The 21238-nt window shown below is 73.1% G+C and carries 19 protein-coding genes; 4 read left to right on the forward strand and 15 right to left on the reverse strand.

What is annotated here, in order from left to right; all coding sequences use genetic code 11:
* Position 1 precedes the first annotated feature (1 nt).
* From cysD to ACZ7LS_RS10345, 9 genes are all read right to left on the reverse strand, one after another.
* On the reverse strand, positions 2-940 hold the full coding sequence (cysD, locus tag ACZ7LS_RS10305; protein ID WP_385129168.1) for a sulfate adenylyltransferase subunit CysD: 939 nt from the start codon (positions 938-940) through the stop codon (positions 2-4).
* Positions 937-1518 (reverse strand): adenylyl-sulfate kinase, encoded by a 582-nt coding sequence (gene cysC / locus ACZ7LS_RS10310; RefSeq protein WP_382876212.1) that lies wholly within the window; start codon positions 1516-1518, stop codon positions 937-939. Before cysC ends, cysD begins: the two co-directional genes overlap by 4 nt.
* Positions 1519-1559: 41 nt before the next feature.
* Entirely contained in the window at positions 1560-2261 is a 702-nt protein-coding gene (locus ACZ7LS_RS10315; protein WP_382524717.1) for a phosphoadenylyl-sulfate reductase, read from the reverse strand.
* Positions 2258-2434 carry a hypothetical protein gene (locus ACZ7LS_RS10320; protein WP_382524715.1) on the reverse strand — a complete coding sequence of 59 codons (177 nt, stop codon included), beginning with the start codon at positions 2432-2434 and terminating at the stop codon, positions 2258-2260. Before ACZ7LS_RS10320 ends, ACZ7LS_RS10315 begins: the two co-directional genes overlap by 4 nt.
* The gene (locus ACZ7LS_RS10325) at positions 2431-4128 is read right to left on the reverse strand and encodes a nitrite/sulfite reductase (RefSeq protein ID WP_382665826.1); all 1698 of its coding nucleotides are present in this window, start codon (positions 4126-4128) and stop codon (positions 2431-2433) included. The genes ACZ7LS_RS10320 and ACZ7LS_RS10325 overlap by 4 nt, the downstream gene beginning before the upstream one ends.
* A gap of 139 nt (positions 4129-4267) precedes the next feature.
* On the reverse strand, positions 4268-4351 hold the full coding sequence (locus tag ACZ7LS_RS10330; RefSeq protein WP_326614601.1) for a putative leader peptide: 84 nt from the start codon (positions 4349-4351) through the stop codon (positions 4268-4270).
* Between the two features lie 121 nt (positions 4352-4472).
* Positions 4473-5000, reverse strand: a complete 528-nt coding sequence (locus ACZ7LS_RS10335; RefSeq protein ID WP_382876201.1) for a GNAT family N-acetyltransferase — start codon at positions 4998-5000, stop codon at positions 4473-4475.
* 94 nt (positions 5001-5094) lie between these two features.
* Complete coding sequence (locus tag ACZ7LS_RS10340; protein ID WP_382876208.1) at positions 5095-6351, reverse strand: GAF domain-containing protein; 1257 nt, start codon at positions 6349-6351, stop codon at positions 5095-5097.
* Between the two features lie 299 nt (positions 6352-6650).
* Positions 6651-8306, reverse strand: a complete 1656-nt coding sequence (locus tag ACZ7LS_RS10345) for an acyl-CoA dehydrogenase family protein (RefSeq protein WP_382524709.1) — start codon at positions 8304-8306, stop codon at positions 6651-6653.
* A 17-nt stretch (positions 8307-8323) separates the two neighbouring features.
* Between ACZ7LS_RS10345 and ACZ7LS_RS10350 the strand changes: the two genes are divergently transcribed.
* Entirely contained in the window at positions 8324-9490 is a 1167-nt protein-coding gene (locus ACZ7LS_RS10350) for a YihY/virulence factor BrkB family protein (protein ID WP_382524707.1), read from the forward strand.
* Here ACZ7LS_RS10350 and ACZ7LS_RS10355 read toward each other — a convergent pair.
* From ACZ7LS_RS10355 to ACZ7LS_RS10370, 4 genes are read right to left on the reverse strand one after another with little or no spacing between them, the layout of a single operon-like run.
* The gene (locus tag ACZ7LS_RS10355; protein ID WP_385129171.1) at positions 9487-12684 is read right to left on the reverse strand and encodes an SAV_2336 N-terminal domain-related protein; all 3198 of its coding nucleotides are present in this window, start codon (positions 12682-12684) and stop codon (positions 9487-9489) included. The genes ACZ7LS_RS10350 and ACZ7LS_RS10355 overlap by 4 nt on opposite strands.
* Positions 12674-13678: an AAA family ATPase gene (locus ACZ7LS_RS10360; protein WP_382524704.1), complete on the reverse strand. Its 1005-nt coding sequence runs from the start codon at positions 13676-13678 to the stop codon at positions 12674-12676. The genes ACZ7LS_RS10355 and ACZ7LS_RS10360 overlap by 11 nt, the downstream gene beginning before the upstream one ends.
* A gap of 43 nt (positions 13679-13721) precedes the next feature.
* The gene (locus tag ACZ7LS_RS10365) at positions 13722-15734 is read right to left on the reverse strand and encodes a VMAP-C domain-containing protein (RefSeq protein WP_385129173.1); all 2013 of its coding nucleotides are present in this window, start codon (positions 15732-15734) and stop codon (positions 13722-13724) included.
* The gene (locus ACZ7LS_RS10370) at positions 15731-16255 is read right to left on the reverse strand and encodes a CU044_2847 family protein (protein ID WP_382665816.1); all 525 of its coding nucleotides are present in this window, start codon (positions 16253-16255) and stop codon (positions 15731-15733) included. The genes ACZ7LS_RS10365 and ACZ7LS_RS10370 overlap by 4 nt, the downstream gene beginning before the upstream one ends.
* A 101-nt stretch (positions 16256-16356) precedes the next feature.
* Here ACZ7LS_RS10370 and ACZ7LS_RS10375 point away from each other — a divergent pair, with 101 nt between their 5' ends.
* Complete coding sequence (locus tag ACZ7LS_RS10375) at positions 16357-17097, forward strand: helix-turn-helix domain-containing protein (protein ID WP_385129175.1); 741 nt, start codon at positions 16357-16359, stop codon at positions 17095-17097.
* Here the strand turns inward: ACZ7LS_RS10375 and ACZ7LS_RS10380 are convergent.
* Positions 17037-17480 (reverse strand): VOC family protein, encoded by a 444-nt coding sequence (locus ACZ7LS_RS10380; protein ID WP_385129177.1) that lies wholly within the window; start codon positions 17478-17480, stop codon positions 17037-17039. The genes ACZ7LS_RS10375 and ACZ7LS_RS10380 overlap by 61 nt on opposite strands.
* A gap of 158 nt (positions 17481-17638) precedes the next feature.
* Here ACZ7LS_RS10380 and ACZ7LS_RS10385 point away from each other — a divergent pair, with 158 nt between their 5' ends.
* Together ACZ7LS_RS10385 and ACZ7LS_RS10390 are read left to right on the forward strand one after the other, a co-directional pair.
* Entirely contained in the window at positions 17639-18523 is an 885-nt protein-coding gene (locus tag ACZ7LS_RS10385; protein WP_382666116.1) for a response regulator transcription factor, read from the forward strand.
* On the forward strand, positions 18516-19631 hold the full coding sequence (locus ACZ7LS_RS10390) for a sensor histidine kinase (RefSeq protein WP_382524694.1): 1116 nt from the start codon (positions 18516-18518) through the stop codon (positions 19629-19631). Before ACZ7LS_RS10385 ends, ACZ7LS_RS10390 begins: the two co-directional genes overlap by 8 nt.
* Positions 19632-19710: 79 nt before the next feature.
* Here ACZ7LS_RS10390 and ACZ7LS_RS10395 read toward each other — a convergent pair whose 3' ends face one another.
* Positions 19711-20601: a S1 family peptidase gene (locus tag ACZ7LS_RS10395; RefSeq protein ID WP_382524693.1), complete on the reverse strand. Its 891-nt coding sequence runs from the start codon at positions 20599-20601 to the stop codon at positions 19711-19713.
* Between the last annotated feature and the right edge of the window lie 637 nt (positions 20602-21238).

Here is a 21238-nt window from a genome sequence, read left to right on the forward strand (position 1 = left end):
GCTAGAAGTACCCCTCGCGCTTGCGGTCTTCCATCGCGGCCTCGGACAGCTTGTCGTCGGCGCGGGTCGCGCCGCGCTCGGTGAGCCGGGAGGCGGCGATCTCGGCGATCACCGCGTCGAGTGTCGTGGCGTCGGAGTCGACGGCGCCCGTGCAGGACATGTCACCGACCGTGCGGTAGCGCACCAGACGCTTCTCCACGGTCTCGGACTCCTTGGGGCCGCCCCACTCCCCGGCGGTCAGCCACATGCCGCTGCGCGGGAAGACCTCCCGCTCGTGCGCGAAGTAGATCTCCGGGAGTTCGATCCCCTCGCGGGCGATGTACTGCCAGACGTCCAGCTCGGTCCAGTTGGAGAGCGGGAAGACCCGGACATGCTCGCCGGGGGCGTGCCGGCCGTTGTAGAGGTGCCACAGCTCGGGCCGCTGACGGCGCGGGTCCCACTGCGAGAACTCGTCGCGCAGCGAGAACACCCGCTCCTTCGCGCGGGCCTTCTCCTCGTCGCGCCGGCCACCGCCGAAGACCGCGTCGAACCGCTCGGCCTGGATCTTCTCGGTGAGCGGCACGGTCTGGAGCGGATTGCGGGTGCCGTCGGGCCGCTCGCGCAGCTTCCCCGCGTCGATGTACTCCTGCACGGACGCGACATGGAGCCGCAGTCCGTGCGCGGCCACCGTACGGTCGCGGTATTCGAGGACCTCGGGGAAGTTGTGCCCGGTGTCGACATGGAGCAGCGAGAACGGCACCGGCGCGGGCGCGAACGCCTTCAGCGCCAGATGCAGCATGACGATCGAGTCCTTGCCGCCGGAGAAGAGGATCACCGGCCGCTCGAACTCGCCCGCCACCTCGCGGAAGATATGCACCGCCTCGGACTCCAGGGCGTCCAGATGGCTCAGCGCGTACGGGGCGTCCGTGCCCTCGGCGACGGCGGCGACGGTGGTGGTCACGCGAGACCCCTCTCGGTGAGCAGTGCGTGGAGCGCGGCGGCGGACTCCTGGACGGACTGGGTGTGCGACTCGATCCGCAGATCGGGCGAGTCCGGTGCCTCGTAGGGGTCGTCCACGCCGGTCAGGCCGGAGATCTCGCCGGCCGCCTGCTTGGCGTACAGCCCCTTCACATCGCGTACGGAGCAGACCTCGACCGGCGTGGCCACATGCACCTCCAGATACCCGGTGCCCTCGGCCCGATGGTGTTCGCGCACCGCCGCACGGCTGTCCGCGTACGGTGCGATCACCGGCACCAGCGCCTTGACGCCGTTCGACGCGAGCAGCTCGGCGACGAAGCCGACGCGCCGCACGTTGGTGTGCCGGTCCTCGCGGCTGAAGCCGAGGCCCGCGGAGAGGAACTCCCGGATCTCGTCGCCGTCGAGCACCTCGGCGCGGTGGCCCTCGGCGCGGAGCCGGTCCGCCAGCGCGTTCGCGAGGGTCGTCTTGCCCGCGCTCGGCAGCCCGGTGAGCCAGACCGTCGCGCCCTGCTCCGTCGTCCCGGGCGTGCCCGCCGTCCCCGGTGTCCCCGTCGAATCCATCAGCTCCGTCACGCTCGCACGCCCCTCCTCCAGACGGCCCGTCATCCGTGCAGCCCGCACTCGGTCTTGGCACGTCCGGCCCAGCGTCCGGCGCGCGCGTCCTCGCCCTCCAGCACCCGGCGGGTGCAGGGGGCGCACCCCACGGAGGCGTAACCGTCCGTCAGCAGCGGGTTGGTGAGCACCCCGTGCTCGGCGACGTACGCGTCCACCTCGTCCTGCGTCCACCGGGCGATCGGGGAGACCTTGACCTTGCCGCGCTTCTCGTCCCAGCCCACGACCGGGGTGCCGGCCCGGCTCGGGGACTCGTCGCGGCGCAGTCCTGTGGCCCAGGCGTCGTACTCCGTCAGGCCTTCTTCGAGGGGCGCGACCTTGCGCAGGGCGCAGCACAGATCGGGGTCGCGGTCGTGCAGCCGGGGGCCGTGCTCGGCGTCCTGCTCGGCGACGGTCCCGCGCGGGGTGAGCGTGATGACCCGGACGTCCATCACGGCGTCCACCGCGTCCCGGGTGCCGAGGGTCTCGGGGAAGTGGTAGCCGGTGTCGAGGAAGACCACGTCGACCCCGGGGCGTACCCGGGAGGCGAGATGGGCGACCACCGCGTCCTCCATCGAGGACGTCACACAGAACCGCGCGCCGAAGGTGTCGACGGCCCAGGTGAGGATCTCCAGGGCCGAGGCGTCTTCGAGTGCGCGGCCCGCGCGCTCGGCGAGGGCGCGGGGATCGTCGGTCTCCGTCAGCGCTGTCATATCTCTTCGCCTCCATCGCTCCGCCGGAGTCCACGGGACAGCAGCCCGAGGAACTTCAACTGAAAGGCGCGATTGCATGCCGCGCATTCCCAGGCGCCGTGTCCCTGCTCGTTCGGACGCAGGTCCTCGTCGCCGCAGTAAGGGCAGTAGAAGGGGGCCGCGCGCTCGCTCACGACAGCGCCTCCTCCGACGCGCGCGCCGCCCAGCCGGCGAACCGCTCGCCGTCCTCGCGCTCCTTCTGGAACCGTCCGAGCACCCGCTCGACATAGTCGGGCAGCTCCTCGGAGGTGACCTTCAGACCGCGGACCTTACGGCCGAATCCGGCCTCCAGGCCCAGCGCGCCGCCCAGATGCACCTGGAAGCCCTCGACCTGGTTGCCGTCCTTGTCCAGCACCAGCTGGCCCTTGAGACCGATGTCCGCGGTCTGGATACGGGCGCAGGCGTTCGGGCAGCCGTTGACGTTGATCGTGATCGGCTCGTCGAACTCCGGGATGCGGCGCTCCAGTTCGTCGATGAGCGTGGCGCCGCGCCGCTTGGTCTCGACGATCGCCAGCTTGCAGAACTCGATGCCGGTGCAGGCCATCGTGCCGCGCCGGAACGGGGACGGACTGACCCGCAGGTCCAGCGCCTCAAGACCGGCCACCAGCGACTCGACCCGGTCCTCCGCCACATCGAGGACGATCATCTTCTGCTCGGCGGTGGTACGCAGCCGGCCCGAGCCGTGCGCCGCCGCCAGTTCGGCGATCCTCGTCAGTGTGACGCCGTCGACCCGGCCGACGCGCGGTGCGAACCCCACGTAGAAGAGACCGTCGCGCTGCCGGTGCACACCGACATGGTCCCGCCAGCGGTGCACGGGCTGCTCGGGTGCGGGGCCGTCGACGAGCGCGCGCTTGAGGTACTCGTCCTCCAGGATCCGGCGGAACTTCTCCGCGCCCCAGTCGGCGAGCAGGAACTTCAGCCGGGCGCGGGTGCGCAGCCGGCGGTAGCCGTAGTCACGGAAGACCGAGATGACACCGGTGTAGACGTCCGGGATCTCGTCCAGCGGCACCCAGGCGCCGAGCCGCTGGCCGATCTTGGGGTTGGTGGAGAGCCCGCCGCCCACCCAGAGGTCGAAACCGGGGCCGTGCTCCGGGTGCTCGACCCCGACGAACGCGATGTCGTTGATCTCGTGCGCCACGTCCAGTGACGGCGATCCGGAGATCGCGGACTTGAACTTGCGCGGCAGATTGGAGAAGTCGGGGTTGCCGATGATCCGGCGCTGGATCTCGTCGATCGCCGGGGTGCCGTCGATGATCTCGTCCTCGGCGATACCGGCCACCGGCGAACCGAGGATCACACGGGGGGTGTCACCGCACGCCTCGGTCGTGGAGAGCCCCACCGCTTCGAGCCGGTTCCAGATCTCCGGCACGTCCTCGATCCGGATCCAGTGGTACTGGATGTTCTGCCGGTCGGTGATGTCGGCCGTCCCGCGCGCGAACTCCTGCGAGATCTCGCCGATGACCCGCAGCTGCTCGGTGGTCAGCCGGCCGCCGTCGATCCGTACCCGCATCATGAAGTACTCGTCGTCCAGCTCCTCCGGCTCCAGGATCGCGGTCTTGCCGCCGTCGATCCCGGGCTTGCGCTGGGTGTAGAGACCCCACCAGCGCATCCGGCCGCGCAGATCATTGGGGTCGATCGAGTCGAACCCGGCCTTGGAGTAGATGTTCTCGATGCGCGCCCGCACATGGAGGCCGTCGTCGTCCTTCTTGAACTGCTCATTGCCGTTGAGCGGAGTGAAGTGGCCCACGGCCCACTGGCCCTCACCGCGGTGACGGCTCACCTTGCGGCGTGGCGTGGCGCTGGAGGGCTTTTCCGGGGTGGCGGCCATGGCGGATACGTCCTTCGAGACATGCAGGAGGGCGGCTCTGAGCCGCACACTCGCGCGTGGGCGCGGCGGTGCGCGGCTGAGGATTCAGAGAGAATTCAGAAGAGCGGGAGATCGCTGGATCGCGGCGGTGCTGGGACTCTCAGCCCGCCGGACAGATGGCGCTGGACATGCGGCCGAGGTCGACGTGCAGCCGACTCACCAAGGCAATTCCAGCTCGGGACATGACGGAAGCGTGTCACGCGGATCTCCGGGCAGTCCACTGCTGTCCGTCATCTGGACCCAGGTGTCCCATGATGCGAGACGATGTGGTACCCGTCACGGGCCCGGCGGGTTTAGCGCCCGCTCTACGGCTCCTCTTCGATCTTGGTGTCGAAGAGCCGGAAGCCCCGGCGCAGATAGTTGTCCATGGCGTACGGCCCGTCCTTCGAGCAGGTGTGCAGCCAGACCCGCTTGGTCGGCTCCGTACCCGGCCACCGCTCGGCCAGGTCCCAGGCCCTGGCCACGCCGTACGACAGCAGATGACCGCCGATCCGCCGGCCGCGGAAGGCCGGGATCAGCCCGAAGTAGACGATCTCGACCGTCGCCCCGTCCTGCGCCGCCAGCTCGATGTACCCCGCGGGGGTGCCCCGCTCGTACGCCACCCAGGTCTCCACCCCGGGCGCGGCGATGATCTCCTGCCACCGCTCCGGGGTCAGCGAGAGCCGGTCGTGCCAGCTCACATCGTCGCCGACGGCCGTGTACAGGAACCGGCTGTACTCCGCCGACGGCACCTCGGCCCGTACGATCCGCACGTCGCCGGCGGGCTCGGCGGCGGGCCGCAGATCGTCGGGCGAGGTCTGTTCCAGGGACCAGGTGGTCACGGAGATGCTCATACCGGCCAGAAAACCACGCCGCCCGAACACCCCGGGACGCGGCCCCGGGACGAGGAGCCGGGACGAGGACCCGCACACATCGGCCCCACCGTCGTCACGGACAGGGCAGCCGTCGCGCGCCGAGCACCGCCGGTGCCGTCGAGTGCGGCAGCAGATCGGCGGGGTCCTCGGGCCGTACGACCTCCACCTCGACCTCCTCGCTGAAGCGGTAGGGCCGGTGCGCCAGCACCCCCGACAGATGGCGCCGCACCCGCGACATCTCGGCCCGTACGGTCACCGTCCTGGTGGGGTCGCCGAAGACATCGCCCGCCAGCTCCGCCGCGCTGCGCCCGGCCCGGTGCACCGCCAGGATGTACAGCAGCTCGGCATGGCGCGGGGTCAGCTCCTGCGCCCAGCCGCCCGCCGACCCGGACACCGCGACCGACCAGCGCCTGGGGCGGCTCAGATCCAGCACCACCCGGCTCGGCGTCTCGGTGGGCGGACACTCCTCGTCCACTTGCAGGAGCCAGCCGCCCGGCAGTGGCTCGACCGTGCACATGCCCAGCGAGGGCTGCCAGAGGCGGCCCGCCCGCAGCGTCTTCGGCAGCGGCAGCCGGTCCACCGGCGGCATGCCCGTCACCGCCGCCGTCCAGCCGTCGGGGTCGACCGCCAGGGCGCGGCCCCCCAGCCGGCACAGGATCGGCGCCGCCACCGAACGCAGCCGCTCCACGGCCCGGCCGTGCCGCTGGCGCAGGTCGCTCTCCGCGAGCCGGGCGACGGAACTGACCAGCGCCAGGGTCGTCGGATGGAAGCCCGTCGCCGGGCCGCTCACATCGACCACACCCAGCAGCCGCCCGTCGCGCGGATCGTGCACGGGCGACGCCGCACAGGTCCAGGTGTGCAGGTCACGGACGTAATGCTCGGCCGAGTGGACCTGCACGGGCCGGCGCAGCGCCAGCGCCGTACCTATCGCGTTGGTCCCCATGGCGCGCTCGGACCAGGCGGCGCCCTCCGCGAGCCTGACATCGTCCGCCTGCCGCAGGGTGGCGAGACCGCCCTCCCGCCACAGCACCCACCCCTCGTCATCGGTCACCACCATCACCTGGCGCGAGGAGTGGACGATCTCACGGAGGGAACCGCTGAGCGTGCCCATCGCCTCGCCCAGCGCGGAGGCACGTCTGCGCCGCTCCACCTCGTCCGGCTCCAGCGGCACACCGTTCGCCGACCGGTCGGGATCCAGCCCGATACCGAGCATCCGCCGCCAGGACGCCTCGATCACCGGCCGGGGAGCCACCGGCGGCCTCTCGCCCGCGAGCGCGGCGTCCCGTACGCGGTGCAGCAGCCGGGCGGCCCGCGCACTGTCCATGGCCATCAGCCGCGCCAGATCGAGCGGCGCGTCGTGCGGTGATGTGTCCCTGTCCTTCAGTGGTACGTCGTCCTTCAGCGGTACGTCCTTCATCGGGCCCCCGTGTCACCTGCGGTGCTTCGGATGTCCGGCGCACCCGCTTGCAACGGCCTGCAACTCTGGCGGACCGCGGGTGAGCGCGTGAAAGTGAAAGCAAGTCAGGGGTGGTGCCGTGTCGGCGCGGCGCCACCCCGGCTTGCCGCCGGACAGAGCCTCGGCTCTGTCCGGCGGGCTCCGCCGGGCAGGCGGGACTGCGAAGGCGGGAGCTAACTCCCGTCCGGCCGTGCCCGGTCCACGACCGACGCCAGATCGAGTGTGGGGGGCAGCGTGCCGAAGGCCGTGCCCCAGTCCCCGCCCAGCCGTGAGGCGCAGAACGCGTCGGCCACCTCCGGCGGCGCCCAGCGCACCAGCAGCGAGCCCTGGAGCACCAGCGCCAGCCGCTCCACCAGCCGCCGGGCCCGCGCCTCGACGCCGGACAGATCGGCCAGTTCGGTCAGCAGACCCTTGATCGCGCCGTCCAGCCGGTGATCGGCTCCCCGCGCCTCGCCGACCTCCCGGAGCACGGCGTTCAGCGCCTCGGGCTCGCGCTGGAGCGCCCGCAGCACGTCGAGGGCCTGCACATTCCCCGACCCCTCCCAGATCGAGTTGAGCGGCGACTCGCGCAGCAGCCGCGGCATCCCCGACTCCTCCACATAGCCGTTGCCGCCCAGGCACTCCAGGGCCTCGGCGGCGACCGGCGTACAGCGCTTGGTCACCCAGTACTTGGCCGCGGGCACCGCGAGCCGCAGGAAGGCCCGCTCCCGGTCCGCGCCGTCACCGCCGTTCTGGACGGTGTCGTACGCGGACGCGAGCCGCAGCGCGAGCGTCGTCGCCGCCTCCGACTCCAGCGCCAGATCGGCCAGTACGTTGCGCATCAGCGGCTTGTCGATCAGCTCACCGCCGAACGCGCGGCGGTACGTGGCGTGATGCACCGCCTGCGCCACCGACTGCCGCATCAGCGCGGCCGAGCCCACCACACAGTCGAGCCGGGTCGCCGCCACCATCTCGATGATGGTGCGCACCCCCCGGCCCTCCTCGCCGACCCGGTGTGCCCACGTCGCGTCGAACTCGACCTCGGCGGACGCGTTGGAGCGGTTGCCCAGCTTGTCCTTGAGCCGCTGGATACGGAACACATTGCGGGTGCCGTCGGCCAGCACGCGCGGGACGAGGAAACAGGTCAGACCGCCGGGCGCCTGCGCCAGGACGAGAAAGCCGTCGCACATCGGCGCGGAACAGAACCACTTGTGCCCGGTCAGCAGATACTCGCCGGCCGCGTCCAGCGGCACCGCCCGCGTCGTGTTGGCCCGTACGTCGCTGCCGCCCTGCTTCTCCGTCATGCCCATCCCGAACAGCACGCCGGCCTTCTCCGCGGCGGGCCGCAGCCCCGGCTCGTACCGGTGGGAGGTCAGCCTCGGCTCCCACTCGGCGGCGAGCGCCGGCTCCGTACGCAGCGCGGGCACCGCGGCGTGCGTCATCGACACCGGACAGCCGTTGCCGGCCTCCACCTGCGTCCAGACGAAGAAGCCGGCCGCACGGCGCAGATGGCCGCCGGGCCGGCCCCAGGCGTCGGTCAGCCCCGCGCCGACCGAGCGCCCCAGCAGCTGATGCCAGGCCGGATGGAAGTCCACCTCGTCGATCCGGTTCCCGTAGCGGTCATGGGTGCGCGGCTTCGGCGGATTCTCGTTGGCCAGCACACCCCACTCCTGGGCCTCGGCGGATCCGGCGGTCCGGCCGAGGGCCGTCAGCTCCGCACGGGTCTCGTCGAGGAGTGCGGGCGCGCTGTGCCGCTCCACGCCCTCGGTCAGGGCGCGGTCGGCGCTGAAGACGTCGTACCCCACCAGGGGCGGAACCTGGTTGGTCACTGTGTGGGTGCTGGCTGCCATGCCGATACGGTAAGGAGGTGCAGGCAGCAAAAGAAACACCCGAGCGACCAGCGGGTCGACTCCACCGGGCCCGAGTCCTCTATCGCGACGTATCCAAGCGGAAGATGGCCTGGTTGCTGCTGAAGGACACCGTCAACTCGTGCATCGAGTACCGCATCCTGGGTCTCGCTGCCGAGGCGGCGTTCTTCACCCTCCTCTCGCTGCCGCCGCTGCTGCTCGGACTCATCGGGCTGCTCGGCTACGTGGACGACTGGACGAACACCACCACCGTCGCCTCCATCGAGCGGAACATCCTCGCGGCGGCCGGCACGGTGCTCTCGCAGCGCGGTGTCGACGAGATCGCCAAACCCCTGCTCGCCGACATCACGCACGGCGGGCGCCCCGATGTCATCTCGCTCGGTTTCGCGATCGCGCTGTGGTCGGGCTCCCGGGCGGTCAATGTCTTCGTCGACACCATCACGGTGATGTACGGGCTCGACGGGCGGCGTGGCATCGTCGCGACCCGGCTGCTCGCCTTCCTGCTCTACATCGTGGCGATCCTGATCGGCGCGGTGGTCCTGCCGCTCGCCGTCGTCGGCCCCGACCGGGTCGTGGAGTTCATCCCCTGGGGCACGGAGGTCGTCAGCGTCCTGTACTGGCCGGTGGTGATCCTGCTCTCCATCGCCTTCCTCACCACGCTCTACCACGTCTCCGTACCGGCGCGGTCGCGCTGGATCGAGGACGTCCCCGGCGGTCTGGTGGCCCTCGGGATGTGGGTGCTCGGCAGCTTCCTGCTGCGGATCTATCTGACCAGTACGGTCGAGGGCCCCACCATCTACGGCTCCCTCGCCGCCCCCATCGCCGTACTGCTCTGGATCGGTGTCTCGGCGTTCGCGGTGCTGGTGGGCGCGGCGGTCAACGCCGCCATCGACCGCGTATGGCCGTCGGTCGCCACCGCGGCGGCGCGGGCGGCCAACGAACGGCTGCGCGCGGCCCAGGCGGCGGAGCTGGTGGCCCGCGCGGTCGCGTCGGAGGGACAGGACGGACCGCAGGACGACGATGTGACCGACCCGGACATGCCGTCGGAGTTCCCTGAGCGCTGGTCCAGGTTCCTGCCGCCGGACGATGTGAAGTCGCGGATGAGGTCGGGGCTGCACGGGGTGCGGGAGAACCGCGACAAGGGGCGTGACGGGCAGGGGAGTTAGCTCTCCGGCCGCCCGGTGTCGTCGTTCTCTCCACCCGGCCGGGTCTCCGTGTTCTCGTCCTCGGTGGTACCGCCGCCGAACAGACGGCGCAGCCAGGAGGGCCGGGGGGAGGTCCGGGGCGCGGGGCGGGGGGCAGGCGCGGCTCCGGGAGGCGGCGCGGAGTCGGGCCGTCGCGCGGTGGGCCGGGCGCCGGTCCGGGGCGGGGGCGCGCTCGGCGGCGCGGCTCCGGGAGGAGGTGCGGTCTGCGGCGCGCTCGGCGGCGCGGATCCGAGGCGCGGCCCGCTCGCCGCGCCGGGCTCGGACAGCGCCGCGCGGGCGGCCTCCAACGTACGGCGCCAGCCGCGCAGTCGCTCCCGCTCCCGCTCCGCCCAGGCGCCCTCGACACCGTCCAGCGGCTCGCCGTACCAGTGCCCGAGCGCCGCGTCGTACAGCCCGGCGGCACGCCCTGGCTCGCCCGCCGCCGCCGCACGCGCGGCGGCGGCGGCCAGCTGTTCGGCCAGGGAGAGGTCCAACTCGGTTTCCAGCCGCAGACGGTACTCGCCTTCGGGTCCCTCCACCGCGTGCCCGTGGTCGATCAGGAAGTCGATCACCTGCGTGACGAGCGGCGAGTCCCGGAGCGAGGGCGGGTCCCCCAGAGCGAGGCCCAGCTCGATGCCGGACACCGGATCGCCCTGCGCCAGCAGCAGCCTGCTGAGGATGATCTGTGCGTGGCGCGGGACGGGTGTCCGGTCGCGCCCGCCGTGCAGCGCCTTCAGCGGGCCCAGCACGCCGTACCGCCAGGTGCTGCCCGGCACGGCCGACCTCAGCGCGTCGGCGCCGCGCCGGCGGGTCTCGGGCGCGTCGGAGAGGAGATCCATGACCGCCGCCTCCAGCGGGGCCGGCAGGGCGCTCGGGGCGCCGAAGGGCTCGACGCCGGTGGCGAGTTCGTACAGCACACGGCCCAGGGCATGGAGTTCGCCGTAGGTGTCGTCCGGGGCAGCGCCCCCGAACCCGCGGAGCATCACCAGCCCGTCCCGCAGCCGCATGATGGTGGTCAGGGACGGCGGCTCCGGCCGGACGCCCCTCTCCCGGGCGTGGGACAGGACGTCGAGCGCCTGCGCCGCGATGCCGATGATCTCGGCCACGGGGAGCGGCCGGTGGCCGTTCTCCACCAGCAGTTCGCCGAGGCTGCGCGCCTCCAGGGCCTCGCTGACCAGGTAGCCGACGTCGCCGTCCGCGCCGTGCTCGCGCACCTTCACGACACCGGGGTGCCGCAGCAGGGCGGTGGCCTCGTGCTCCGCCCGCGCCATGTCCACCAGGGCATCGCGCGTCGCCCCCGGGCTGTCGAAGACCTTGACGGTGACCGTACGGTCCCGGTCCTGATGCCGGTCCCGGTACCGGTCGTACGCCCGCCACACCACGCCGTCCGCACCACGTCCGATGACCTCCGTCAGCCGGTAGCGCCCGACCAGCTCCCGCCCGCCGCTCTCCGGCTCGGGCCCCCGCAGCAGCCGTACGCTCTCCCGGCTCACCAGCGCGAACGGCTCGCCCGCCGCCCGGCCGTGCCCCGCCCGGCCGTCGCCGGCGAGCAGCGCCCGGAACTCACCGCGCGCCGAGCCCGCGCGCGACTCGATGACGGCCCCCACCCGTTCGAGCAGGCCGACCGTACGGGCCAGCCCCGTACGCGGCAGCGCACCGAGCAGCAGTTCGCGCACGCCAGGCCGGAAGTCGTAGGAACCGGCGGGGCCCGGTACGGCCGTGAGCATGCCGCTCAGCACCACTTCCGCCAGATGCTGCGGCTGCGGACGCTCCTCGATGGCCGCCTGCACGAGCCGCATCACCGGCAAGTGCGGTGGGCCCACCGCCAGATGGGCGGCGAGCCGCACCGCCTGGGGAGAGGCGACCGAACGGAAGCGCAGCACCAGTTCCCTGGCCGGCACGTCACGCGGGATCAGTCCGCCGTCCCTGCCCTCGTCCCCGCCTTCCTCTTCGCCGCCTTCGTCCTCGGACAGCGCGGCGGACGGCCAGGCCGGTGGCCCCGCCGGCAACAGGGCCGCCGCCCCGGGGAATTCGGTGCCGGCCGGGGACGCCACCAGCCCGGCCCAGTGGCCGAGCCACTCCGGCGTCGGTTCGAGCACCGGCACGGGAACGCCCCGCGCCTCGATGTCGTACGGCGCGAAGCGCAGCGCGGTGTTGGGGGCGCCGGGTCCGGCCGCCGTGAACAGTCCGGGCACCGGCGCGGGCGGGGTGTGCCGCCACATCCGCTCCGGCAGCGGCTGGACCACGGCCACCGGCAGCTCGCGGGTCCAGCGCCGCAGCGTCCGGTACCACCGCCGTCCGGCGGCCCCCGCCGCTCCGCGCGGTCCCGGCCGCCACTGCGGGCCCATCGTGTCGCTGAGGACCAGCACCAGCGTCCGCCCTGCCGTCCACTGCCGAGGGGGCACGGCACCGTCCGCGCCGAGCCGTACCAGCTCCACCGTACGGAACGCGCCCGTCTGCCCGAAGGCCGTGGACAGATCGCGCGCGAGCGGCTGCCACATGGCCATCGTCGGGCCGCAGTCCAGGACGACCGCCAGATGGAGCCAGCGCTCCTGCGCGGGCCGCAGCTCGGGCAGCCACTGGCCGCGCCGGGCGCCGAGCGCGGCGATGCGGTGCGCGGTGCCCGTCTCGTCCAGTTCCCGTACGCGCGTCGACGGCACGGTCCTGCGCAGCGGACGCAACGCCCGCTGGAGGGCGAGCGGATGGGAGATCATCGGCGGCGCGGGGGCGAGCACCTCGGACCGCGCGTCCGGAGCAGGGGGCGGCGACGGCGGCCCGCCGACGGCGGGCGGCGCCAGGCGGTACAGGGCGACCCGGTCGTCCGGAACGCTCGGGAAGAAGGCGCTGCCGGAGCCGGGAACCGGTATGGCCCCACCGGGAATCCCCCGGGGACCCATGCTCTGGGCCTCCCCGCGGGGGACGGCCGTACCAGGGGCGGTCTCCGGCTCCGACGGCGGAGGAACGTCCCCTGGCTCGGCTTCGGAGGCGGCTTCCGGCTCGGCGCCGGTGTCGTCGGCCTCCGCGCCCTGCCCGGTGTCCGCCCCGGGCTCGGGCCGCACATGCGTCGCCAGCCAGAGAACCTCGGCCAGCTCCCTGCCGGTCGGCGTGTCGCCGCCCGCCGCCGCCAGCACCTCGCGCAGCGCGGCCGGTCCGGAGAACGCCCGGTCAGAAGTCATCGGGTTCCGGTGCCCGGCTCAGATAGTTCATCAGCCGGTCCGCCAGCTCGTCCCGCGTCGGCGCTTCGAGCCCCGAGGCCCGGGTCAGATAGATGGCGTTGAGCAGCTGGTCCGTCGCCAGCTCACCACCGCTGCCCCGCTCCAGGAACCGCTGGACCAGCTCCCGTGCCTGCCCGTCGAGCGGGCCCAGATGCGCCTGGACGATGGCCTCCAGATGCGCCGCCTCCGGCTGCTTCAGCTCCAGCGTCACGCAGCGCCGCAGGAACGCCGGCGGGAACTCCCGCTCCCCGTTGCTGGTCAGGACGGTGAACGGGAACGCACGGCAGCGCACCCGCCCCCGTTCCAGCGCCACCAGCCGGTCCGAGTCGGCGACCAGCACCTCCGCGGTGGTGCGGGTGCGCGCGGCGCGTACCAGCTCGGGGATCTCGTACTGGCCCTCCTCCAGGACGTTCAGCAGGTCGTTCGGGAGATCGAGATCGCTCTTGTCGATCTCGTCGATCAGCAGCGCCCGGGGCCGCTCGTACGGCAGCAGCGCCGTGCCCAGCGGGCCCAGCCGCAGATGGTCCTCGATGTTGGTGTGCTCCGGATCGCCGCTCTCCGGGCCCCGGCCCGCCGCGTAGAGCCGGGAGAGCGGGTCGTACTGGTACAGCCCGTCGCCGAGCGCGCTCCGGCTGGTGATGTTCCAGCGCAGGACGGGACCGAGTCCCAACTCCCGTGCCACGGCGTACGCGAGGCTCGACTTGCCGCTGCCCGGAGGCCCCGTCACCAGCAGGGGCCGCCTCAAGTACAGGGCCGCGTTGACCAGTTGCACACTCTCGTCCGTCGCGCGGTACGCCCGCGCGCGGTGCGCCCGGTCCGGCGAGGGCGCCGGGTCGTCCTGGGGCGGTTCGACCACGGGGCCGCCGTCGAAGGCGCGCCAGGGCGGCGGATCGGGCAACCGCCCGATGCCGTCGTGCGGTTCATCGGCTCCGGTGTAGACCGGCCACAGGGGCATTCCGTTCTCCAGGTCTCGGCTTCGGCGGGGTCGGGCTGCCGGCTCAGCCGACCGGCGACCGGCTCAGCGGGGGGACGTCGGGGAACCACCGCGGATCCTCCCAGACGAAGGAGAGGCCGGCGGCCCAGTGCGGCTCGGGCCCGTCGTGGCCGAAGGCGCGCTTGCGCAGCTCGAAGATCCGCTCGGGCAGATCGCCCGGCGGCAGTACGGAGAGCTGGTCGGCCAGCGCGTTCAGGAACTCGGCGCCCCGGCAGGAGTCACCGCAGGCCGCCCCGTCGGCGCAGCCCGTGCGCGGCCACAGCACGATCGGGGCAGGGGCGTCCAGTACCGCGGTGTGCAGCCGGTCCCCCCTGCTCCGCGGCGGTCTGGTCAGCCCCACGGGCCCCAGCACGTCCTGGAGCTGTACGGTCAGCAGCTCGGGCCTCGCGGAGCCCGCGCAGCTGACCGGGTGGACGGGCGAGCCGGGCTGCCGGTCCAGTACGTCCCACATCTTCTTCAGCCGGAACTGGAGCCGTTTGCTGCTCCGCCGGTCATGGTCCATCACCACCACCGGCGCGACACACCCCAGCGGTGTGCTCATCCCCTTGCGCGCGGTCCACTGGTCGACCGGCTTGTTGAGCCAGGCGCGCGGCAGCGCGAACGCGATCAGCTCTCGTCCCTCGGTGTCGATCTCGGCAAACGCGTCGTCGATCCGGTCCAGCACCCAGGCCCGGACCTCGCGCTCCGCCAGCCGCTCCTCACCGACCAGGCGCCGTCCGCCGTCGCGGTACGCGGACACCTCGACCAGCAGCTTGCCGCGGTCGGCCCCGCTGCGCTTGATCTCGACGAGGATCGGCGACCAGCGGCGGGTGGAGCGGCCGACGGGCGGCATTCCGACGGCGGGACCCGGCACCGCGGCCACGGCCGGGGCCGTCGCGTAGGGCGCGCTCACGAGCGGGGCTTCGTACGGCGTGTTCGCGTACGGGGCGGCCTCCCGCGCGGTGTGCTCGGCGGCGTACGGGACCGCTGGCCCGTGGCCCATGATCCCCACGGCCGCGTGGCTCCCGGTGTGCGGTGCCACGGGCGGCGGGTCGTGCCGCGCGCGGTGCGCGCGGGACCAGTCGCGCAGCTCCGCGCCCAGCGTCTCGTCGCCGACCAGCCCGGCCAGCCGTACCGTCAGCTCGGCGAGCGGCAGCGCCCCCGGCCCCGGCCGCCCGGACTCCGACAGCAGATACCAGACCGCCTCCCAGAGGCTGCCCGGCTCCCCGGGCGGCGGCTCGACGCCCAGGGGCCCGGCGGCTGCGCGCAGCAGCCTGCCGAGGGCGCCGACGAGGGCGGGGGAGCCGGCGGCGCCGGAGGAGCCGTGGAGGTCGGGGCGGCCGTGGAAGTCGGGGACGCCGGGGCGGCCGGGGGAGCCCGGGGAGCCGACGCGGGCCACCAGCTCGCGCAGCCACCGCTTCTCCTCCGGCGGATAGCCGGGGGTGGGCACGAGATCGGCGAGCGGCGCCCAGTGCCGGACGAGGACCGCCGCCGGGATCATCCGGCTGGTGCGGCTCACCGGATCGTGCGAGACGACCATCCCGGCCACCGCGCCGGTGCCCTCCAGCATCACGGCGGCGCCGCTGAACCCGTGGTCGGTCTCCTGCCCGTATCCGCGCCAGCCCGCCAGCTGCGCCCACTCGTCGCGGATCAACTGGCGGGAGGTGGCGCGCAATTCGCTCTGCACGCCCTCCTCGTCGTACCCGTAGGGGAAGCCGTACGCCACCAGCTTCGGCGCGGGCGAGGCGTACGGCGCGTCGAGCGGGGCGAAGGCGGCGGGAGCGAGGCCGGGCGGCCGGTCCAGTTCCAGGACGGCCAGATCGCCAGGGTCGCGGTCCCCGCCCGCCCAGGCGTGGCCCCGTAAGACGACCCGGGCAGGTACGGGGGCGAGCCCCGGCGCACCGGGGAAGACCACCGAGGCCCGGTCGCCCGTCACCACATGGGCGCACGTCAGCACGGTACGGCCGGAGACGAGGAAGCCGGAGCCCACCGCTCCGTCGGCGTCGATCCTGGCGTGCCAGGCCGGAGAGCGCGTCACCGGCCCGCCGCTCCGGGGCTCCCCGCCGCTCCGGGGTCCCCGGAGACCGAGGGGCCGGCGACCGGACCGGGGTCAGTGGCCGGACCGGGGTCAGTGGCCGGACCCGGACCACCGGCCGCGCTCGGGGCGGCGGCCGGGCCCGGGGCAGTGGCCGCATCCGGACCACCGGCCGGGCCCGGACCACCGGTCGTGGCCGGCTCATCCGTCGTGCCCGGGTTCCAGGAGAGCTTGACCGTCATGTGGCCCTCGGCCGAGGTCTTGGCGATCACCGCCCCCGCCTCCGCCATCAGCTTCACCCCGAACTCCAGCTCCACACCGTCCGGTCTGAGCGAGCCGTCCCGGAACACCGCGAGGGCCGACTCCGCGGCCGAGCGGATCCCCTGGAGCGCCTCGCCGAAGGTATGGCCCGCCTGCGCGAGGGAGTTGCCGCGCGCGACCGGTCTGGCGCCCGGCGTGTCACGGTCGACCTCGACCACGACGGTGGCACCGCCGTCGGTCGTGAACTCCATCAGTGCCGTCATCGTCGCCCCCGCGATTGAAACGTACAGCGTCCTGCCGGACCCGCCGGACGCCCATTCTGGATCAATGCCCCACCCCCCGGCGAGGCTTTAGCCTGATCCGTATGTACGAGGAACGGACGTCGCGGCTGGACGGCGCGATCGTCTGGACACGGACGGCGCGGGCCGACGACGGCTCCCCTCCCCATCCCGTGCTGCCGGACGGCTGTATGGACCTGCTGTGGATCGGCGGCACGCTGCTGGTCGCGGGGCCGGACACCCACGCGTACGCCCCCGAGGGGATCGCCGGGCTGTACTGCGCCGGAGTGCGCTTCGCGCCCGGGACCGCGCCGGCGCTGCTCGGCGTACCGGCGCACGAGCTGCGCGACCGGCGCGTGGAGCTGGCCGACCTGTGGTCACCGGCCGAGGTGCGCCGGCTGACGGCCCGGCTGGCGGCGGCTCGGGACCCGGCGGCAGCCCTGGAGGCCGTCGCGCTGCGCCGGGCCGCCGCGGCGGAACCGCCGGACCCGCTGCTCCGGGCGGTCGTCGACGCCCTGGAAGCGGGCCGTACGGTCGCCGCCACCGCCGACGCCGTCGGCCTGGGCGCCCGGCAGTTGCACCGCCGCTCGCTGGACGCCTTCGGCTACGGGCCGAAGACCCTGGCGCGGGTGCTGCGGCTCCAGCGCGCGCTGGCGTTCGTACGGGACGGGGCGCCGTTCGCCGCCGCGGCGCTCGCCGCGGGCTGTGCCGACCAGGCGCATCTCGCCCGGGAGACCCGCGAGCTGGCCGGGCTCACGCTCGGCGCCTACGCGGCGCTGGCGAACAGCGAGACCGTGCGGCCGTCCGGGTCGAGCACCACCGCGTAACGCTGCCCCCAGACCGCGTCCCAGGGCTTGAGATGCCCGGTGTGCCCGGCCGCGACCAGCGTCTCGTAGGCGGCGTCCACCTCGGCGGGGCCGGCGCAGAGGAAGGCGAGCCCGATCCGCTCGCCGCCCCGCGGCCGGGTCCACCCCGGGTCGTAGGAGCGGACGGTCTCCTCCGTGTCCCAGAGGATCCGCAGCCCGCTGGGCAGGGTGGCCTCGGCGTGGGGCGCGGCTTCGGCGCCGGCGGGGACGTCCACACCGAGCAGGCGGTAGAAGGCGAGCGAGGCGGCCATGTCGGAGACGACCAGGCCGACGGCGTCGAGTCGTGGTGTACCCGGAACAGCGGCAGTGGCCAGGGGATCAGGGGTCTGGGGATCAGTGCTCATGCGCCCACCGTAGGAGCACGGGCCGGGCGGGTCTTGAACGAATCGGACGTGCCGCGAGCCGTGGCCGTCATGCCTTCGTCAGAGGCCGTCATGGTTTCGTAAGAAGGGGAGGGTCGGTGCACCGGGCACCGCCCGAGGAGACTGGACGTATGCACTCCATCCTGGTCGTCGACGACGACCCGACCGTCGCCGAGGTCGTCACCGGCTATCTGGAACGGGCCGGCTTCTCCGTGGACCGGGCGGCCGACGGTCCCGAGGCGCTGCGGCTCGCCGCCGCCCGCCCGCCCGCGCTGGTGGTGCTCGATCTGATGCTGCCCGGAATGGACGGCCTGGAGGTGTGCCGGCGGCTGCGGGCCACCGGGCCCGTACCGGTGATCATGCTGACCGCGCGCGGCGACGAGGACGACCGGATCCTCGGGCTGGAGATAGGGGCGGACGACTATGTCACCAAACCCTTCAGCCCCCGGGAACTGGTGCTCCGCGTCGAGTCCGTGCTGCGTCGTCACAGCGGCGACCAGGGGCGCCCGGCGGGGACCGCGGAGCCGGGGCTGCGCCGGGCCGGGATCACCCTCGACCTCGCCGGCCGCCGCGCCACCAAGGACGGCAGGCCGCTCGCGCTCACGCTGCGCGAGTTCGATCTGCTCGCCCACCTCATGCGCCATCCCGGCGTGGCGATCGGCCGGGAGACGCTGATGCGCGACGTCTGGGGATGGGAGTTCGGCGATCTGTCGACGGTCACGGTGCATGTACGGCGGCTGCGGGGCAAGGTCGAGGACGATCCGGCCAGGCCCCGGCTGATCCGGACGGTCTGGGGGGTGGGCTACCGCTTCGACGTGCCGGCCGACGACGCGGCTCCGGCCGACGATCCGGTCCCGGCCCCCGCCGACGATCGGGTCCAGGCCCCGGGCCCCGCCCCGGCCCCGTACCTCGATCCGGCTCCGGTCCCCGAACCGGCGGCTTCCGCAGTCACCGCGCCCCGGCCCGTACGTCCACCCGTGCCGGTGTCCGTACCCGCCGACGGGACCAGGGAGCGCCGTGGGTGACATGGCGCTGATCGCGCTGCTGGCCTTTCTCGGCGCCGCCGCCGCCGGGCTGCTCGGCGCGCTGGTCCTGCGGCTGCTGCGGGACCGCTCGGTCGCCGTCGCCCTGACCGTCGTCGCCGCCGTCGCCGTCACCGCGATGTTCGCGGGCACGCTCGTCGTCGCCCGCGCGATGTTCCTGTCGGCCCACGACCTCTCCGTCGTCACCACGGTCGTGGCGATGGCCGCGGTCGTCTCGCTGGCCACCGCGCTGCTGCTGGGGCGCTGGGTGGTCGCCCGCAGCCACGATCTGACGCTGGCCGCCCGCTCGTTCGGCGACGGCGGCAGCTTCGCCGCGCCCGACGGCGCCTCCACCGCCGAACTCGCCGCGCTGGGGCGCGAGCTGGCGGCCACCAGCGCCAGACTGACCGCCTCACGGGAGCGCGAACGGGCGCTGGAGACCTCCCGGCGCGAACTGGTCGCCTGGATCTCGCACGATCTGCGCACGCCCCTCGCCGGACTGCGCGCCATGTCCGAGGCGCTGGAGGACGGCGTCGTCCAGGACCCGGAACGTTACTTCCGGCAGATCGGGGCCGAGGTGGAGCGGCTCAACTCGATGGTCGGCGATCTCTTCGAACTGTCCCGTATCCACGCCGGGGCGCTGGCGCTCGCGCCGACCCGGATGTCGGCGTACGACCTGGTGGGCGAGGCGCTCGCGGGCGTCGATCCGCTCGCCAGGGAGCACGGCGTACGGCTGGTCGGGGGCCGGGTGGAGGCCGTACCGGTCGAGGTGGACGGCAAGGAGATGACCCGCGTCCTCGCCAATCTCCTGGTCAACGCCATCCACCGGACGCCGGCCGACGGCACGGTCGCGGTGGCGGCGGAACGGCGCGCGGACTGCGTGGTCCTCTCCGTGACGGACGGCTGCGGCGGTATCCCGGCCGAGGACCTGCCGCGGGTCTTCGACACCGGCTGGCGGGGTACCCAGGCGCGTACCCCGCCCGCCGGCGCGGGCCTCGGACTGGCGATCGTCCGGGGCATCGTGGAGGCGCACGAGGGCCGGGCCGAGGTGCGCAATGTGACGGGCGGCTGCCGGTTCGAGGTCACACTGCCCGCGGCGGCCGCCGGCTGACACCCCGGCGCGGCACAACGACACGACGGGCCGCGCACCAGGTGCGCGGCCCGTCGGGCGGTCCGAGGGAGGGTGTCGCTTAGAAGACGCTGACGCCGTAGGCGTTGAGGGCCTCGACGACCGGCTGGAAGAACGTCGTGCCGCCGGAGGAGCAGTTGCCGCTGCCGCCCGAGGTCAGGCCCAGCGCCGTGCTGCCCGCGAAGAGCGCGCCGCCGCTGTCGCCGGGCTCGGCGCAGACGTTGGTCTGGATCATGCCGTAGACGATCTGGCCGCTACCGTAGTTGACGGTCGCGTTCAGGCCGGTGACCGTGCCGCTGTGGACACCGGTGGTCGAGCCGCTGCGCCGGACTGCCTGGCCGACGGAGGGGTTCGCGGCGGAGGTGATGTCCTGGTACGAGCCGTTGTACAGGTACACCCGGCCGTCGGCCGCGGCCGCGTTGGAGTGGCGGATGAGGCCGTAGTCGTTGGTCGGGAAGCTCGTACCGGCCCTGGTGCCGATGTTCCAGGAGGTGCCGATGTTGGTGCAGTGTCCGGCGGTCACGGCGTAGTACGTCGAGCCACTACGGACGTTGAAGCCGAGCGAACAGCGGCTGCCGCTGGTCGTGATGGCCTCGCCGCCGGCGATGAGCTTGTTGATCTTGCCGGGGGTGTGCTTGACCGTGACGCCCGCGGCGTCGCCCACGGAGTCCTTGATCGTGGCTATCTCCGCGTTCGTGACCGTGCTGTCGACGGTGAGGACGATCTTGCCGGTGGCCTTGTCCGTGTACCAGGCCGTACCGGCGACGTCCGCTTCGGCGATGGCGGCGCTGGCGGTGGCGAACTGCGCCGCGGTCGGCTGGGGGGCCGGGGCGGGCGCGGCGACGGCCGCCGGGACGGCAAGCGCGACGGCGGTCACCAGACCGGAGGCGGCGGCGATGAGCTGGGCTCGTCTGGAAACGGAGCCGAGGGGGGAGAAGCGCTTGAAGGTCACAAAATCCTCCATTGGTGGGGGAACCGCGTGGCCCGTGGGTGAGCAGGCCGTTGGGGATGCGATCGTCCATGGCCATTCGGTTTTGGCCGTGGACCTGTCAACCGCACGGTCCGAATCGTTGACTCCGCTCGCTCTCGAAACAAGGCCGACTTCTGGACCGACTGCGGGGGCCGGCCGTCGCGGCCTCCGCGCCCCTCGAAGTCCCGCGAGGGACCGGCCTGTCGGCCGGGTCCGCGGGTCCGGCCGACGGCGGGATCGTGAGCTGCTGCAAAGCCTGTGCCGATGGCAAAGCGCCGGCAAATACCCGTCAAAGCCCGGTCCTGGCAGGGGGTTTGCGTCCTGGCGTCATTCGGCCACGCGAAGAGCCGTCACAAACACACATGCTTCACCGAGGGTGTTGGATGCATGACGCAGCGGTTTCGCGTGACCGGTGGGAGGGCGATGATCGCTCATATCTATGCGCGTCCGCCGCCCGTTTATGTGACGTACCACCGAATTGCTCTCGTGTTGATCATGGCTGAATTTCATTGGTCCGGGTGTCGAACGGGTGCCCAACGGCCCGAGACGGAGCGGTGATTCGACCGGCAGGGCGCTCTTGCGTACCCGTGTGACGTGTGCTGCGGGTGGGCCGGGGGCT

It is taken from the genome of Streptomyces sp. NPDC039430, from assembly GCF_055639435.1.